This is a genomic window from Propionispora vibrioides (assembly GCF_900110485.1).
Lineage (GTDB): Bacteria > Bacillota > Negativicutes > Propionisporales > Propionisporaceae > Propionispora > Propionispora vibrioides.
This window is the reverse complement of the sequence record NZ_FODY01000006.1, coordinates 74079-88537: the sequence shown is the minus strand read 5'-3', so window position 1 is coordinate 88537 and position 14459 is coordinate 74079. Positions and strand designations below refer to the sequence as shown.

Below are 14459 nucleotides of genomic sequence, written 5' to 3'. Positions count from 1 at the left end.
TTACGTATACGGTTTAACAAGTCCTAGAAGGCGGGAACAACAGCTCCCTGATATTTGTCGTTGATGAATTTCTTCACTTCATCAGACGTTAAGGCTTTGGCCAGTTTCTGAATTTCCGGACGATTCTCATCACCTTTGCGAACTACTAAAATGTTGACAAACGGCGAGTCATTCTGTTCAATAAACAGAGCGTCTTTGGTCGGCACCAGCTTTGCTTCCAAAGCATAGTTGGTATTGATGACGGCAATGGCTACATCGTCCAAAGCGCGGGGCAGTTGAGGCGCTTCCAGCTCGGTTACTTTTAGATTTTTAGGATTTTCAACAATATCGCCTACAGTTGCGTTAATGCCGACTCCCTGTTTCAGTTTCAGCAGACCGGCTTTTTCCAATAAAACCAGTGCCCGGCCACCATTGGTGGGGTCGTTGGGAATCGCTACCTGCGAGCCAGCGGCAACTTCGGTCAGCGCTTTTACTTTTTTGGAGTAGATGCCCATCGGTTCAATATGTACGCCGGCAATATTGCTTAATTGCAAATTATGCTCTGCGGCAAATTTGTTCAGATAAGGCGTATGTTGAAAGAAATTGGCGTCCAGTTCTTTCTCGGCAACGGCAATGTTCGGACGGACATAGTCGTTCATTTCCACAATTTGAAGGTCGATGCCTTCTTTTGCCAGTATGGGTTTAACCACCTGCAGAATTTCAGCATGCGGTACGGGGGTAGCTGCTACCTTTAACACCGTTTTGGCAGCAGTGGCATTGGGTTCTTTTTTATCATTACTGCCGCAGCCAGCGAAAAGAACCGTCAATGCTAATAGGGAAACCATGAGTAAAACCAGTTTTTTCATAATGAATCCTCCTAAAAAATAATAGATATATGGTCTTGCTTGGAAAACGAATAGCACTTACCTTTTGTTTACTCTGCGGGCCAGATAGTCACCGCAGGATTGAACGATTTGGACCTGAGCAATTAGAATGGCTACCGTGGCCAGCATAATATCGGCGCGGAACCGCTGATAACCATAGCGGATTGCCAAATCGCCCAGACCGCCGCCGCCGATCGCACCGGCCATGGCCGAGTAACCGATCAAGTTGATGATGGTTAAGGTGATCCCTAATATAATAGAAGGAAGCGATTCCGGTATCAATACTTTGCGGATGATTTCAAATGGAGAGGCTCCCATGGCCTGCGCGGCTTCAACCACCCCGTAATCAACCTCTTTCAGAGCCGACTCCACAACCCGGCCGACAAAGGGAATGGCCGCCAGACTTAATGGAACGATAGCTGCATTGGTGCCGATAGAGGTGCCTGTTAATAAGCGGGTTAAGGGAATGATGGCCACCATTAAAATGATAAAGGGAGTAGAACGGGCTGCGTTTACAATACTGCCTAAAACACGGTTGATGTACAGACTTTCCAGGATGCCTCGCTTATCGGTAACAACCAGGATAACACCAAGCGGTATACCGAGCAGGGTGGAAATCAATGTGGAAACAGCAACCATATAGGTTGTGTCAAGCAGGGCTTCAAACAGCAGCATAAGCATGTCTTGGGACATAGCCGATCACCTCGCTTCCCACTTCGTGTGCCTTGGTATATTCAAGCGCCCTATGGATAGCATCCTGGTTGCCTGATAATTCAACAATTAATGTACCGAAGGAGACATTTCTGATATGATCCATATTTCCGTAAAGAATGCTTACATCGATATCAAAGCGCCGGATCATCCCGGCAATGATTGGCTCGCCGGCAGCATCGCCAATAAACGAAAGACGCAGCAACAGTTTACTGTCGGGAAGCGGTGTCCGCGAAAGGGGCATATCTTTAAAATGATCCGGCAAATCGTGATTCATGATGGTGCCGATAAATTCCTGGGTAATGGCTGCCTGGGGCTGGGTAAAGATATCCAAAATAGGTCCTTGCTCGATAATCAAACCATTTTCCATAACTGCCACCTGGTCGCAGATTTCTTTGATAACATGCATTTCGTGGGTTATGAGGACGATGGTTAATTTAAGCTCCCGGTTAATGTCCTTTAATAATTCCAAAATGGACTTGGTAGTTTGCGGGTCAAGGGCCGAAGTGGCCTCGTCGCAAAGTAATACCTTGGGGCGGTTGGCCAAAGCCCGGGCGATACCTACCCGTTGTTTTTGACCGCCGCTTAACTGTGAAGGGTATTGATCGCGTTTGTCCGATAACCCGACCAATTTTAAGAGACGGACTACCGTATCCTCAATATCCTGTTTGGCGTAGCCGGCCAATTCAAGGGGGAAAGCGATGTTGTCAAAAACCGTGCGGGAGGAGAGTAAATTAAAATGCTGAAAAATCATGCCGATTTTTTTTCGTGATTCCCTGAGTTCGTTTTCCGTTAGCTTTGTGATGTCCTGACCGTCGACGATCACTGTTCCGGCCGTAGGCTGCTCTAGACGGTTGATGCAGCGGATCAGCGTACTTTTGCCGGCGCCGCTTTTACCGATTACTCCGAAAATTTCACCAGCCTTGACTTCCAGGTTAATGCCTCGTAAAGCATGAATTTGGCCGGACTGACTGTGGTATACTTTTTCAATCCCGTTTAAACTAATCAATGGGGCTCCTTCCTTTCGCGCAAATAAAAAGATCTCTTCGCAGCGAAGAGACCAGCACATACTCTTGGGCTTCTCTCATCTGCCAGGATAAAATCCTGTAGGAATTGGCACCGTTCCTTCCGGATGGTTGCCGCGGCTTCATTGGGCCAGTCCCTCAGCCAACTCTAGATGATAAATAATATCATTCATTTTTTAAATCCTATCATGGTTTTTTGTATGTGTCAAGAAGATTGTTTGGATAATATCTTTCTTAAACGGACATTTTAATAAAGTTTTCACAGAGTAAAGAAAAAAAGGAATAAAGAAGGAAATCTATTTAGCTGCACGAATATATAATATATTGATATACAGTATGGAAAAATAAGGAGTGACACTAGCCATGCCGGTGAATCCTAAACTAAAGGATCCGTTGATTGATCAACTGTTTCAGGCTATTTTACTGTTGCAGGATGAAGAGGAGTGTTATCAGTTTTTTGAAGATGTTTCCACCATTGGGGAACTTAAGTCTCTAGCGCAGCGCTTGGAGGTTGCCCGGATGTTGCAGTTGGGGTCGACCTATGATGATATTGTGGCAAGAACAGGCGCCAGTACGGCAACCATCAGCCGCGTGAAACGCTGCCTGAATTACGGCGCCGACGGATATGGCATTGTTCTTTCGCGGCTTGACGAAAAGGGAAAAGAGTAAGTTTTTATTGAATTTATGTTGAAACGGAGTGTAACCATTTAATGAAGACAAATGAATTTGTACCGCAAATTCCTTACGGCACCAGAGATTTTTTGCCGCGGGAAGCAAAATATAAACGGATTGTGGAAGGTTCGCTGGCCGGATTATTTGCCAAGTGGGGCTATGATGAGGTGGTCACACCCACTTTTGAATATCTGGAAACTTTGTCTGCCGGCAGTGACGAGCAGATGACGCAGAATATGTTCAAGTTTTTTGATAAAAAGAATCACATTCTGGCGCTACGCCCGGATATGACTACTCCCATTGCCAGGGTGGCATCTACCCGGCTTAAAGAAAACAGTTTGCCGCTCCGCTTATTCTATTTAACCAATGTATTTCGCTATGAGCAGGCGCAGGCCGGACGGCAATGTGAATTCTATCAGGCCGGAGTAGAACTGCTGGGCGTTCCGGGACCGGCGGCCGACGCAGAAATTATTGCTTTGGCTGTACAGGCAATGAAGGATCCCGGTTTGCAAACCTTTCAGGTTAATATTGGCCAGGTGGAATTTATCAACGGAATCATGGAAGAAAGCCGCCTGACCGCCGAACAGCGCCAAAAGGTCAAGCAATGTATGGTAAATCGTAATGTGGTCGGCCTGGGAGAAATTCTGACGGCCAGCGGACTAAGCTCTGACGTTCAGGCTTTGCTGCGGCAGATTCCGCTGTTGTACGGCAAAGAAGAATTGCTGGACCAAGCCTACGCGATGGTTAAGAATCCGGTCAGCCGGGCCGCTCTAGACAACCTGTCCGATATTTACTGCCTGCTGAAAGGGTACGGTGTGGAGCAGTATGTCAATTTTGATTTAGGGATCATCCGGGATTTTGAATACTATACCGGCATGGTATTTGAAGGCTATACGCCCGGACTGGGATTTCCGCTATGCGGTGGCGGACGCTACGATAATATGGTGTCTTCCTTCGGTGTTGACTGCCCATCCACCGGCTTTGCCTTAGGAATAGAGCGGGTATTGCTGGCATTGGAACGGCAGGGTATTTCACTGGACGCTGATTTTCGTGAGTGGTATGTGGGCTGGGAAACCGGCAAACTGACGGAGGCTATTCAAAAGGCTTCTGAATTAAGAATGCAGGGGCAGTCCGTCGAACTGGCCCTATTCCCGCAGTCACGTCAGGAAGCTGCTGCCAGCCAAAAAGCTAAAAGCTGTAAAGAACTTATCTATATTTAGCCTAAGGGAGCAGACTGTCATGTTTTCACGGGTGAAACAAGTGATTTCGGCTCTTACCGCCAGCATAAACAGACATGAGGAAGAATTTGCAAACCGTTATTTGCGACCCGGTGAGCAGGAATTATTTTGGGGCATGAGCATGGCCGAACAGCGGCATGCACTGAATGTAACCTATACGGCGCTTAGTTTTTCCGGCCGGCTGGCGATTGACATACACCGGTTGATTCGCTGCGCTTTGCTGCACGATGTGGGGAAGCGGCGTGGTGATATCAATACAGCCGGTAAAATTATGGCGGTGCTGGCTCATGCCTGTGCTCCCGCCTGGGCTGAAGCCTGGGGCAGGCAAGGACGAGGAACGTTTCCTGCCAATTTGCGGCATGCCTTTTATATCTATTTTAATCATGCCGAGCGGGGAGCTGCGTTACTGAGTCAGGTCGGGACCGAGCCCGAAATTATCGAAATCATAAGGCGACATCATAAAGCTCCGGCCAAGGATGATCCACCGGAGCTTTGTCTTCTCCGAAAGGCCGATAATATGAATTAGGGCGTGTTTGCTTGCAAACTATCCGAAACGCTCCCTGACGGCGCTTTCTGTGCCATGGATCATTCCGTTAGCCTGCAAACACGCCTTAGTACCCCTTTTGTTTATCCACTATATTAAGAATTTGATCATTATCGATAAACCGTGTTAAATCATCGGCAAACAACTGAATGGCGCGATCCAGGTAGCTGGGAGATAAACCGGCCAGATGGGGCGTGATGATGACATTAGGCATGTTCCAAAGCGGCGAAGTGTCTGGCAGCGGTTCCTGGGCAAAAACATCCAGACCGGCACCTTGGATTAGCTGCTGTTCCAGAGCGGTAATCAGGTCTGCTTCGACAATGACACCGCCACGGGCAATGTTAATGAAATAAGCTGTCCGTTTCATGGCCGAGAAATAGTCCAGATTGAACATTCCGTTGGTTTCTTCCGTTAAGGGTAGCGACATGACAACAAAATCGCAGATGCTCAGCATTTTTGTCAGGTAATCGGGTGTGTACAGCGCATCGACAAATAGTTCTGTGGTTGCTTCCCGCTTGGTTGCCACTACGTGCATGCCCAGTGCTTTGGCCTTTTTGGCAATTTCCCGCCCGATATTGCCAAGTCCGACAATGCCGATTGTTTTTTCGTGTATTTCGTCGACCCGCACCCGTTTCCATTGCTTATGGTGTTGTTGCGGTATCAGCAGATTGAGTCCGCGGGTAAAAGCGAGCATGAGGGCCAGGACATGCTCGGATATGGGGATGCCGTGAATTCCCTTGGAGTTGGTTAGCAAGGTAGAACTGTTGACCAATTCGGGAAATAGCCAGTCCTCCACGCCGGCACTCAGGGCGTGAACCCAGCGAAGCTGCGGTGCGGCGGTGTAGAGCTGGCGAATATCCTGGTTGCCCCAGGCTACCAGAATGTCTGTATTGGCGATATGTTGGCCGGCTGTGGACAGGTCGGCGGTGATGATTGAACTGCCTGGCGCGGCATCCTGGATGGCTGCCATATGATTTTCTTTTAGCTGGTTTAAGACTAAAATGTTAAATGGCACAATGAAGACCCCCTGTGTCTGATTTTTAATATAAAAACACTTCTAGTTTGGTTTGGCAAAATCCTACTGTGCATTTGTCGCCGGCAAAACAAATTGATTTCACCGGCAGTTTTTTATTGACGGGATAAAACTAATGTGATAGCATATTATCATATTAATGCTTTAAATAACTAAAGTATCTGGAGGGACTGCATATGACGTCCAGTGATATGGAATATCTAACGATTGCCTTGCCCAAGGGAAAGCTGTTCGAGCCTTCGGCTAATTTGCTGGCTGAGTTGGGTTATACGGCGGAGGGTTTGAGTGAAAATTCGCGTAAACTTGTCATCGTAAATGAAGCTAAAAAAATAAAGTTTATCATTACCAAAACGGCTGATTTACCGACTTATGTGGAATATGGCGCCGCTGATATCGGAATTATCGGGAAAGATGTCCTGCTCGAAGAAGCAAAGCATGTATATGAACTAGTTGATTTGAAGTTTGGCTATTGCCGTCTTATGGTGGCTGTGCCGCAGGCGTTAAAACAGGAAAAATTCAGTGATTATGCCCATATGCGAGTGGCGACGAAATATCCCAATATTGCGGAACGCTTTTTTCATAGTATGGGAATTCAGGTGGAAATTATTAAATTAAATGGCTCCATTGAGTTGGCGCCGATGGTCGGACTGGCGGAAATGATTGTCGATATTGTAGAAACCGGCCGTACGCTAAAGGAGAATCAGTTGATCGAAGTGGCGCAGATTGAACCGGCAACGGCGCGTTTTATCGCCAACCGGGTCAGCTTTAAGATGAAATTTGACCGCATTAATCAATTGACCAAAGATTTGCAGGAACTGGTCACGAGAGGTGGCGTGAAGTGAAAACTGTATTTGCCAGCGAGATGACTGAGGTAGAACTGGAGGCATTGTTAAAAAAGCCTGCCTTTGATACGGTGGAATTGGGTGAAAAAGCTAAGGCGCGGATTGCTGCCGCTTTTGGTGAAGAGTTGACTGCTGCCCAGGTGGTGGAACGAATTGTCGGTGATGTCCGGGCGGAAGGCGACAAAGCACTGCTTGCTTATACGGAAAAAATTGATGGAGTCAGGCTGGAGGCGCAGGACCTGGAAATCAAGGAGTCGGAAGTTGATGCAGCTTATCGTCAAGTGGATGCCGATACTCTGAATTCTCTGCGCAAGGCCATACAAAATGTTCAATCCTTTCATGCCGAGCAGTTGCCGAAAACCTGGCTGACCACCCGCGAATACGGCTCGATGCTTGGCCAGAAATGTATCCCGCTGGAACGGGTCGGGATGTACGTTCCCGGCGGCACGGCGGCCTACCCATCTTCGGTGGTTATGAATGCCGTACCGGCGGCGGTGGCCGGAGTCAAAGAAATTATCATGGTTGTGCCGCCTGCCCGGGATGGCAGTATAAATCCCCTGTATTTGATAGCCGCCCGGGAAGCCGGTGTCACCCGGATTTTTAAAGCCGGCGGGGCGCAGGCTGTTGCGGCTTTGGCTTTTGGTACGGATACAATACCCAAGGTGGATAAGATTACCGGTCCGGGCAATATTTTTGTGACCTTGGCGAAGAAAGCTGTTTATGGCTATTGCGATATTGATATGCTGGCCGGTCCCAGTGAAATTCTGATTGTTGCCGATCAAACGGCTGAACCGCGGTATATTGCGGCGGATATGCTCAGCCAGGCCGAGCATGATGTGCTGGCCTCCAGCATTGTTATTACCGATAGCCGTGAACTGGCCGATAAAGTGCGGCAGGCGGTCGAACAGCAGTTGGCACTGTTGCTGCGCAAGGAGATTGCGGCACTGGCGTTGGAACGAAACGGCCTGATTGTTGTAACCGATACGCTGCAGGCAGCGATGGAACTGGCTAATCTATCGGCACCGGAGCATCTGGAGATCATCACGGCCGAACCTTTCCGACTGTTGCCCTATGTGCGGCACGCTGGCGCGGTGTTTTTGGGCCCCTATTCACCAGAGCCGCTGGGTGATTACTTTGCCGGACCTAACCATGTATTGCCAACCGGCGGAACAGCTCGCTTCTATTCGGTGCTTAATGTGGAAACCTTTATGAAAAAAACCAGTATTATTTCCTACACACCGGAAGCGCTGGCGGCGGTCAGCGCGGACATTATCCGGCTGGCTGAGGCCGAGGGGCTGACTGCCCATGCCCGGGCGATTCAGATTCGATCATAAGACAAGGCAGTTGGGAGGAATGGATAGATGCAGCGTGCAGCAACCGTATCACGTAAAACAATGGAAACCGATATTACCGTCAGTGTCCAGCTTGACGGTTCAGGTATAACCGATATTGCCACAGGCATTGGCTTTTTCGATCATATGCTGACATTATGGGCTAGGCACGGTTTATTTGATCTAACGGTCCGCATGCAGGGAGATTTGTATGTGGACGGACATCATTCGGTAGAAGATGCCGGTATTGTATTAGGGCAGGCTTTACTCAAGGCCTTAGGGGACAAAGCCGGTATCAAGCGTTATGGAACGGTGTTTGTTCCTATGGATGAGGCGTTGGCTATGGTTTCGCTGGATATTAGCGGCAGGCCTTACCTGGTCTTTGAAGGAGAGCTGCCGTCGGTTAAAATCGGTGAATTTGACAGCGAACTGCTGGAAGAATTCCTGCGGGCGTTGGCGGTGCACGCAGGCTTAACCTTGCATGTAAGGATTTTGTATGGCAAGAACGCTCATCATATGGTAGAAGCTGTGTTTAAGGCTCTGGGACGGGCTTTGGATGAGGCAACCCGGAAGGATGAACGGATTGTAGGAGTTATGTCCACCAAAGGGATGCTATAAGAGGAGGCGCGAAGATGATCGCAATCATAGATTACGGAATGGGAAATCTCTTTAGTGTGGAAAAAGCATTCGTTAAGTTGGGCGCGCCCGTCACCGTGTCCGGTGATCCCCGGGTTATTGCGGCGGCAGATAAGGTCGTACTGCCTGGCGTAGGGGCTTTTGGCGACTGTATGCACAATTTGCAGCAACGTGGCATGGTTGAGGTGATTCGTTCAGTGGTCGCCAGCGGCAGACCGCTGCTGGGAATTTGCCTGGGCCTTCAGGTATTGTTTCAGGGCAGTGAAGAAAATCCCGGCGTTGCCGGCCTGGGGATTTTTCCGGGTATGGTCCGCAAGATACAGGCTCCGGGCATGAAAATTCCGCAAATGGGCTGGAACAGTCTGGAGTACCGTACGCCAAGCTTTTTATTTTCTGGCCTTGACGAGGTTTCCTATACTTATTTTGTTCACAGCTTTCAGGCTGTACCGGAGGACCCGGAACTAATTACCGCCGTGACTGAATACGGTGGTCCGGTGACTGCCGCCGTGGGCCGCGGTAATGTGCAAGCCGTTCAGTTCCATCCGGAAAAGTCCAGCCGTACCGGACTTAGCATATTGCAAAATTTTGTTGCCTATAGAGGTTGAACCGGAATAGAAGGAGAGATGTTTATGCTTATTTTTCCGGCGATTGATATTCGTGGTGGAAAATGTGTGCGTTTGACAGAGGGGCGGTTTGACCAGGAAACGGTGTTTGCCGATCAGCCGGTTGATATGGCGCTGCGTTGGTTGCGTGAAGGAGCGGAGTATTTGCATGTGGTGGATTTGGACGGCGCTTTGGAAGGAAAAGCCGTAAACCTGGACCTTGTTGCGGCGATTGTCAAGGCGGTGGATATTCCGGTGCAATTAGGCGGCGGTATTCGTACGCTTGATTATATGGAGACTCTTTTTGATAAAGGTGTGGCCAGGGTAATTTTGGGTTCCATTGCCGTCCGGCAGCCGGACCTGGTAAAAGAAGCCTGCCGGCTATATGGCGACCGTGTCGTTGTTGGTATTGACGCGCGGGACGGACAGGTAGCTGTAGAAGGCTGGGGTGTTACCGGCGGCATCCAGGCGGAGGAACTGGCGAAGCGAATGGCCGCCGTTGGTGTGGCACGGATCATCTATACCGATATATCCCGTGACGGTACGCTGGCCGGGGTGAATGTTCCGTCGACCTGCTCGCTGGCTAAGGCGGCGGCGATTCCGGTCATTGCTTCCGGTGGTGTAAGCGGTCTGGCGGATATTATTGCCGTAAAAGAAGCTGAGGCGGCGGGTGTGGAAGGCGTTATCGTCGGCAAGGCTATTTACACAGGCAAGCTAAGCTTGACGGAAGCGCTAAAAGTCGCGCGGGGAGAGTGAACGCATGTATACAAAGAGAATCATTCCCTGTCTGGATGTGAAGGACGGCCGGGTGGTTAAAGGAACCAATTTTGTGCAATTGCGCGATGCCGGTGACCCGGTGGAATTGGCCGGCATTTATGATAAGGAAATAGCCGATGAATTGGTATTTCTGGACATTACTGCTTCCCACGAGGAACGTAACACCATGGTGCAGGTCGTTGAGAATACGGCGTCGCAGGTATTCATTCCCTTTACTGTGGGTGGCGGCATCAGAACGGTAGAAGACATTCGACGAATGCTGAAGGCCGGCGCCGACAAAGTATCTCTCAACACGGCGGCCATTAAAAATCCCGGTTTGATTGAAGAAGGAGCAAAACGTTTCGGCAGCCAGTGCATTGTGCTGGCGGTGGATGCCAGACAGACCGGACCGGATGCCTGGGAAGTATTTATTAACGGCGGGCGTACGCCGACCGGGATTGATGCTTTGGAATGGGTTAAACAGGCAGTCGCACTGGGAGCCGGAGAAATTCTGTTGACCAGCATGGATAAAGACGGAACCAAGGATGGCTATGATATTGCCCTGACCAGAGCGGTGTCATTGGCCGTTGATGTGCCTGTCATCGCTTCCGGCGGTGCCGGAGAGCTGGAGCATTTTTATGAGGTTCTTACCGCCGGCCGGGCCGATGCGGTGCTGGCTGCTTCCGTTTTTCACTATGGACAGTTTACTGTACGTCAGGTGAAGGAATATTTGAAATCCAGAGGCGTGGAGGTACGATTATGATCGACATTACAATGATTCGTTTTAATGAGCAGGGACTGGTGCCGGCCATTATTCAGGATGTAGCCACTAATGAGGTTCTGATGCTGGCCTATATGAATCAGGAAGCGCTTGAAAAAACGCTGACCACCGGTGTCACCTGGTTTTACAGCCGCAGCCGGAACCGTTTGTGGCAAAAAGGGGAAACCTCGGGGCATATTCAAACTGTTAAGGATATTTATTATGACTGTGATGCTGATACATTGCTGGTTAAGGCGGAACAAACAGGTGTCGCCTGTCATGAAGGAACCTATTCCTGCTTTAGCCGGAAGCTGGGCGGCACGACAGAGGTGAAAGCGCTGGTTGATACAAGCAAGGTATACGGACAATCGGTTTCCACTGTTTTGCATGAGTTGTACGGGGTTATTATGGACCGGAAAGAAAATCCGAAAGAAGGCTCGTACACCAACTATCTTTTCACTAAAGGGCAGGATAAAATCCTGAAAAAAGTCGGCGAAGAGAGTGCGGAAACCATTATTGCTTCCAAAAATAACAGTAAAGAGGAAATTCTGTACGAAATGGCCGACTTGTGGTACCATTGTCTGGTGCTGCTGGGCTATCATAATATTGGCCCCAGTGAATTATTGGCGGAACTGCAAAAAAGAAGAAAATAACAGGCCTTTGGGTGCGGCTTCGACAGAAGCTGCACTTATTTTCTTTTTGATGGATAGAGCGGCCCTGTGAGAGGAAATTGAGCGCAGCCGTCGAAGATATATAGCTCATGGTGGCTATAACACAATTATTTAGCTGGAAAATGACCTGTTTCCACACAGCTTATTATCGACGATATTTTTGCAAAATAGGCTGATAATAAGAATGGAGACGGAGGTGGAAGTTTGTATATTATAAAAAAAGCTGTTATTAAGCATAAAAGCGGGCTCCATGCCAGAGTTGCCGCGATGGTTGTGCAAAAATCCTATGAAATAAAGAACAAATATAACGTACCGTTATATTTGCACTGCCCGGGCCGGGAGAAGGTGACAGCCAGCAGTCTAATGCTGATTGTATCGCTGCGGATTAAGGTAGGCGATGTTGTTCAAGTATCCGGCGAGGGGGCTTTGGCTGAGGCGGCGGTGAATGAAATGGTCGGTTTTCTGGAGAGCGATTTTCAGATTGCCGATTTTCGCACGTTTACGCAGGTGGACAACCTGATCCATGAAAATACCTTTACGGCAGAACAGGTATTTAGCTGCATGGCCAATGGTCTGGTGGTTACCGATGAAAACGATATTATTACTATTTTTAACCCGGCGGCTGAAAAAATCATGGGAATTGCCGCAGTGGAGGCAATCGGCAATTCGGTTTGTGAGATCATACCCGGTTCCCGGATGCATATTGTCAATAAAAAGATGGAACCTGAGTTGGGCTGTCGCCAATTGATCGGCAATTCCATTATTGTGACCAACCGCAGCCCGATTATCGTCAACGGTCAATCAAAGGGTGTAGTCGCCATTTTTGAGGATATTTCGGCGATGGAAAAAACGGCGGGAGAGCTGCGGGAAGTCAAGCAGTTAAAGGAAAAGCTGCAGTTGGTCCTGGAGTCGGTGCATGACGGTATCTGCGTATTGGATAAAGACGGCTATATTACCTATGTAAATCCGTCCTACTTGCGAATTGTCGGTGAAGCGAGAGAAGATCTTGTCAATCACAGCATTGAGATTATATCGCCCAAGGGCGCCCGTAACAAGGTGCTTAATACGGGGGAACAGGTATTGGGCAGCATTAGTACCAAACACAATGGCGTCACCATTGTGGCTAATGTAAATCCCATTGTCGTGGACGGCGAAGTGGACGGCGCCGTTTCGATTGTTAAAGATGTTTCCGAGGTGCAGGGTCTGGTGGAAAAATTAAACCGCGTTTCAGCCAGAGCTGAATATCTGGAACAGGAACTATGGCGTATTAAAAGACCGGCCCGTGCTTTTGCCAAATTTATTGGTCGTAGCGGCAAGGCTCTCGATGCCCTGGCGGTTGCTGCCAAAGCGTCTGAAGGGCTGGCCACGGTGTTGATCCGCGGGGAAAGCGGCACAGGGAAGGAACTGGTGGCGGAGGGCATTCACTGCGCCAGCATCAGGGCCGGTGGACCGTTTATCCGGGTGAATTGCGCGGCCATACCGGCCACTTTGCTGGAAAGCGAACTGTTTGGTCATGAACGGGGCGCTTTTACCGGTGCCATAAAAAAGAAACTTGGGAAGTTTGAACTGGCCCATAAAGGCACTATCTTTTTGGATGAAATCGGGGAAATGGAAAAAAACATGCAGGCCAAGCTGCTGCGTGTCATTCAGGAGAAGGAAATTGGCCGGGTGGGTGGCGAAGATATCTTTAAGGTGGATGTCAGGATTATTGCGGCGACCAACCGGAATTTGGAGGAGATGGTGGCTGCTGGTGAGTTCCGGGAAGATTTATATTACCGCCTGAACGTCATACCCATTCTTTTGCCGTCGCTGCGGGAGCGTAAGGAAGATATTCCTATGTTGATTGAACATTTTATTGATAAAATAAATGGTGAAATCAACAAAGAAATAAAAGGAATTAGACAGGATGCACTGGAGGTGTTGCTACAGTATCGATGGCCAGGCAACGTACGGGAACTGGAAAATATCATTGAACGAGCCATAACCTTAACCGATGGCAAATATATAGAAAGCCGTGACCTTCCTATCTATTTGCGGGAAAATGTTTCATCAGCCACAACTTTGATCGACCATGCTTTTTCCCAGGAAAGTATACTTCCCTGGGAGGAATACGAGAAGCAGATTATTCAAATGGCCTTAAGAAAGTATGGAAGTTACAATGCCGCTGCTAAGGCGCTGGGGCTTACTCACAAAACGGTAGCCGCTAAAGCCCAAAAATATGGGATTGAAAAGAATATTCTTTGGGAGAAAAAGGGGTAACCTAGTAAAAAGTATCAACAAAGAAAAAAAGAGTTGATACTTTTTACCAAGATGATGGTTCGCTGTCAGTAAAACCTTTGTGGGAACTGGGGTCGTGCGATTGGCATGGTTTTTGCATATGAATATTGAGGTGATGAATTGGGGAAAGTGTAACCAAGGATTCTCCCCGTATGCTTATCGCTAATAATAAATGAAAAGATAAAAGGAGAATGATCATTATGGTACAAGCAAAAATGACAATTAACAACCCTGCAGGATTGCATGCAAGACCGGCTGCTCAATTCGTAAAAACTTCCTCCAGCTTCAAAAGCAAAGTGAAAATCGAAGCAAACAGCAAAACTGCCGATGGCAAAAGCATTCTGTCTGTAATGGCTATGGGCGTAACCAAGGGAACTACGATCAATGTATCGGTAGACGGTCCGGATGAAAAGGAATGTCTGGCTGCATTGAAAAAATTGGTTGACAGCAATTTCGGCGAATAATCATCTTTGGGAATGTTAAATTAATGTTTGAAAG

General features: G+C 48.6%; 16 protein-coding genes and 1 riboswitch. Of the genes, 12 read left to right on the top strand and 4 right to left on the bottom strand.

The window, feature by feature from the left end; translation table 11 throughout:
* Positions 1–23 precede the first annotated feature (23 nt).
* Genes BMW43_RS07060 through BMW43_RS07050 form a run of 3 tightly spaced genes read right to left on the bottom strand, consistent with a single transcriptional unit; the run spans position 24 to position 2583 of the window.
* Entirely contained in the window at positions 24–845 is an 822-nt protein-coding gene (locus tag BMW43_RS07060; protein WP_091745188.1) for a MetQ/NlpA family ABC transporter substrate-binding protein, read from the bottom strand.
* A gap of 57 nt (positions 846–902) precedes the next feature.
* On the bottom strand, positions 903–1556 hold the full coding sequence (locus BMW43_RS07055; RefSeq protein ID WP_091745186.1) for a methionine ABC transporter permease: 654 nt from the start codon (positions 1554–1556) through the stop codon (positions 903–905).
* Positions 1525–2583 carry a methionine ABC transporter ATP-binding protein gene (locus BMW43_RS07050; protein ID WP_091745184.1) on the bottom strand — a complete coding sequence of 353 codons (1059 nt, stop codon included), beginning with the start codon at positions 2581–2583 and terminating at the stop codon, positions 1525–1527. The genes BMW43_RS07055 and BMW43_RS07050 overlap by 32 nt, the downstream gene beginning before the upstream one ends.
* Positions 2584–2655: 72 nt before the next feature.
* A riboswitch (SAM riboswitch) is annotated at positions 2656–2758 on the bottom strand.
* Positions 2759–2962: 204 nt separating this feature from the next.
* Here BMW43_RS07050 and BMW43_RS07045 point away from each other — a divergent pair.
* The 3 genes from BMW43_RS07045 to BMW43_RS07035 are packed head-to-tail and all read left to right on the top strand — an operon-like array spanning position 2963 to position 5035.
* Entirely contained in the window at positions 2963–3268 is a 306-nt protein-coding gene (locus BMW43_RS07045) for a YerC/YecD family TrpR-related protein (RefSeq protein WP_091745182.1), read from the top strand.
* A 41-nt stretch (positions 3269–3309) separates the two neighbouring features.
* Positions 3310–4491 carry an ATP phosphoribosyltransferase regulatory subunit gene (gene hisZ / locus BMW43_RS07040; RefSeq protein ID WP_091745180.1) on the top strand — a complete coding sequence of 394 codons (1182 nt, stop codon included), beginning with the start codon at positions 3310–3312 and terminating at the stop codon, positions 4489–4491.
* A gap of 19 nt (positions 4492–4510) precedes the next feature.
* Entirely contained in the window at positions 4511–5035 is a 525-nt protein-coding gene (locus tag BMW43_RS07035; protein WP_091745178.1) for an HDIG domain-containing metalloprotein, read from the top strand.
* A gap of 85 nt (positions 5036–5120) precedes the next feature.
* Here BMW43_RS07035 and BMW43_RS07030 read toward each other — a convergent pair whose 3' ends face one another.
* Positions 5121–6068, bottom strand: coding sequence for a D-2-hydroxyacid dehydrogenase (locus BMW43_RS07030; protein ID WP_342725182.1), 948 nt, complete (start codon positions 6066–6068; stop codon positions 5121–5123).
* Between the two features lie 194 nt (positions 6069–6262).
* Between BMW43_RS07030 and hisG the strand changes: the two genes are divergently transcribed.
* From hisG to BMW43_RS06985, 9 genes are all read left to right on the top strand, one after another.
* Positions 6263–6928, top strand: coding sequence for an ATP phosphoribosyltransferase (gene hisG / locus BMW43_RS07025; protein ID WP_091745174.1), 666 nt, complete (start codon positions 6263–6265; stop codon positions 6926–6928).
* Positions 6925–8262, top strand: a complete 1338-nt coding sequence (hisD, locus tag BMW43_RS07020; RefSeq protein ID WP_091745172.1) for a histidinol dehydrogenase — start codon at positions 6925–6927, stop codon at positions 8260–8262. The genes hisG and hisD overlap by 4 nt, the downstream gene beginning before the upstream one ends.
* 27 nt (positions 8263–8289) lie before the next feature.
* Positions 8290–8877 carry an imidazoleglycerol-phosphate dehydratase HisB gene (hisB, locus tag BMW43_RS07015; protein WP_091745170.1) on the top strand — a complete coding sequence of 196 codons (588 nt, stop codon included), beginning with the start codon at positions 8290–8292 and terminating at the stop codon, positions 8875–8877.
* A gap of 14 nt (positions 8878–8891) precedes the next feature.
* Entirely contained in the window at positions 8892–9500 is a 609-nt protein-coding gene (gene hisH, locus BMW43_RS07010) for an imidazole glycerol phosphate synthase subunit HisH (RefSeq protein ID WP_091745168.1), read from the top strand.
* Positions 9501–9524: 24 nt separating this feature from the next.
* A complete protein-coding gene (gene hisA / locus BMW43_RS07005; RefSeq protein WP_091745166.1) occupies positions 9525–10253 on the top strand; it encodes a 1-(5-phosphoribosyl)-5-[(5-phosphoribosylamino)methylideneamino]imidazole-4-carboxamide isomerase in 729 nt (242 codons plus the stop codon).
* 4 nt (positions 10254–10257) lie between these two features.
* Positions 10258–11016, top strand: coding sequence for an imidazole glycerol phosphate synthase subunit HisF (hisF, locus tag BMW43_RS07000; protein WP_091745164.1), 759 nt, complete (start codon positions 10258–10260; stop codon positions 11014–11016).
* Positions 11013–11666, top strand: a complete 654-nt coding sequence (gene hisIE, locus BMW43_RS06995; RefSeq protein WP_091745162.1) for a bifunctional phosphoribosyl-AMP cyclohydrolase/phosphoribosyl-ATP diphosphatase HisIE — start codon at positions 11013–11015, stop codon at positions 11664–11666. The genes hisF and hisIE overlap by 4 nt, the downstream gene beginning before the upstream one ends.
* Positions 11667–11888: 222 nt before the next feature.
* Positions 11889–13943 (top strand): sigma 54-interacting transcriptional regulator, encoded by a 2055-nt coding sequence (locus tag BMW43_RS06990; protein ID WP_091745160.1) that lies wholly within the window; start codon positions 11889–11891, stop codon positions 13941–13943.
* A 218-nt stretch (positions 13944–14161) separates the two neighbouring features.
* Entirely contained in the window at positions 14162–14425 is a 264-nt protein-coding gene (locus BMW43_RS06985; RefSeq protein WP_091745158.1) for an HPr family phosphocarrier protein, read from the top strand.
* Positions 14426–14459: the final 34 nt, after the last annotated feature.

What these genes read in the sequence shown, in the direction of transcription:
- BMW43_RS07060 (WP_091745188.1), bottom strand. Translation starts at nt 845, where the DNA reads ATGAAAAAACTGGTTTTACTCATGGTTTCCCTATTAGCATTGACGGTT.
- BMW43_RS07055 (WP_091745186.1), bottom strand. Translation starts at nt 1,556, where the DNA reads ATGTCCCAAGACATGCTTATGCTGCTGTTTGAAGCCCTGCTTGACACA.
- BMW43_RS07045 (WP_091745182.1), top strand. Translation starts at nt 2,963, where the DNA reads ATGCCGGTGAATCCTAAACTAAAGGATCCGTTGATTGATCAACTGTTT.
- hisZ (WP_091745180.1), top strand. Translation starts at nt 3,310, where the DNA reads ATGAAGACAAATGAATTTGTACCGCAAATTCCTTACGGCACCAGAGAT.
- BMW43_RS07035 (WP_091745178.1), top strand. Translation starts at nt 4,511, where the DNA reads ATGTTTTCACGGGTGAAACAAGTGATTTCGGCTCTTACCGCCAGCATA.
- hisG (WP_091745174.1), top strand. Translation starts at nt 6,263, where the DNA reads ATGACGTCCAGTGATATGGAATATCTAACGATTGCCTTGCCCAAGGGA.
- hisB (WP_091745170.1), top strand. Translation starts at nt 8,290, where the DNA reads ATGCAGCGTGCAGCAACCGTATCACGTAAAACAATGGAAACCGATATT.
- hisH (WP_091745168.1), top strand. Translation starts at nt 8,892, where the DNA reads ATGATCGCAATCATAGATTACGGAATGGGAAATCTCTTTAGTGTGGAA.
- hisA (WP_091745166.1), top strand. Translation starts at nt 9,525, where the DNA reads ATGCTTATTTTTCCGGCGATTGATATTCGTGGTGGAAAATGTGTGCGT.
- hisF (WP_091745164.1), top strand. Translation starts at nt 10,258, where the DNA reads ATGTATACAAAGAGAATCATTCCCTGTCTGGATGTGAAGGACGGCCGG.
- hisIE (WP_091745162.1), top strand. Translation starts at nt 11,013, where the DNA reads ATGATCGACATTACAATGATTCGTTTTAATGAGCAGGGACTGGTGCCG.
- BMW43_RS06985 (WP_091745158.1), top strand. Translation starts at nt 14,162, where the DNA reads ATGGTACAAGCAAAAATGACAATTAACAACCCTGCAGGATTGCATGCA.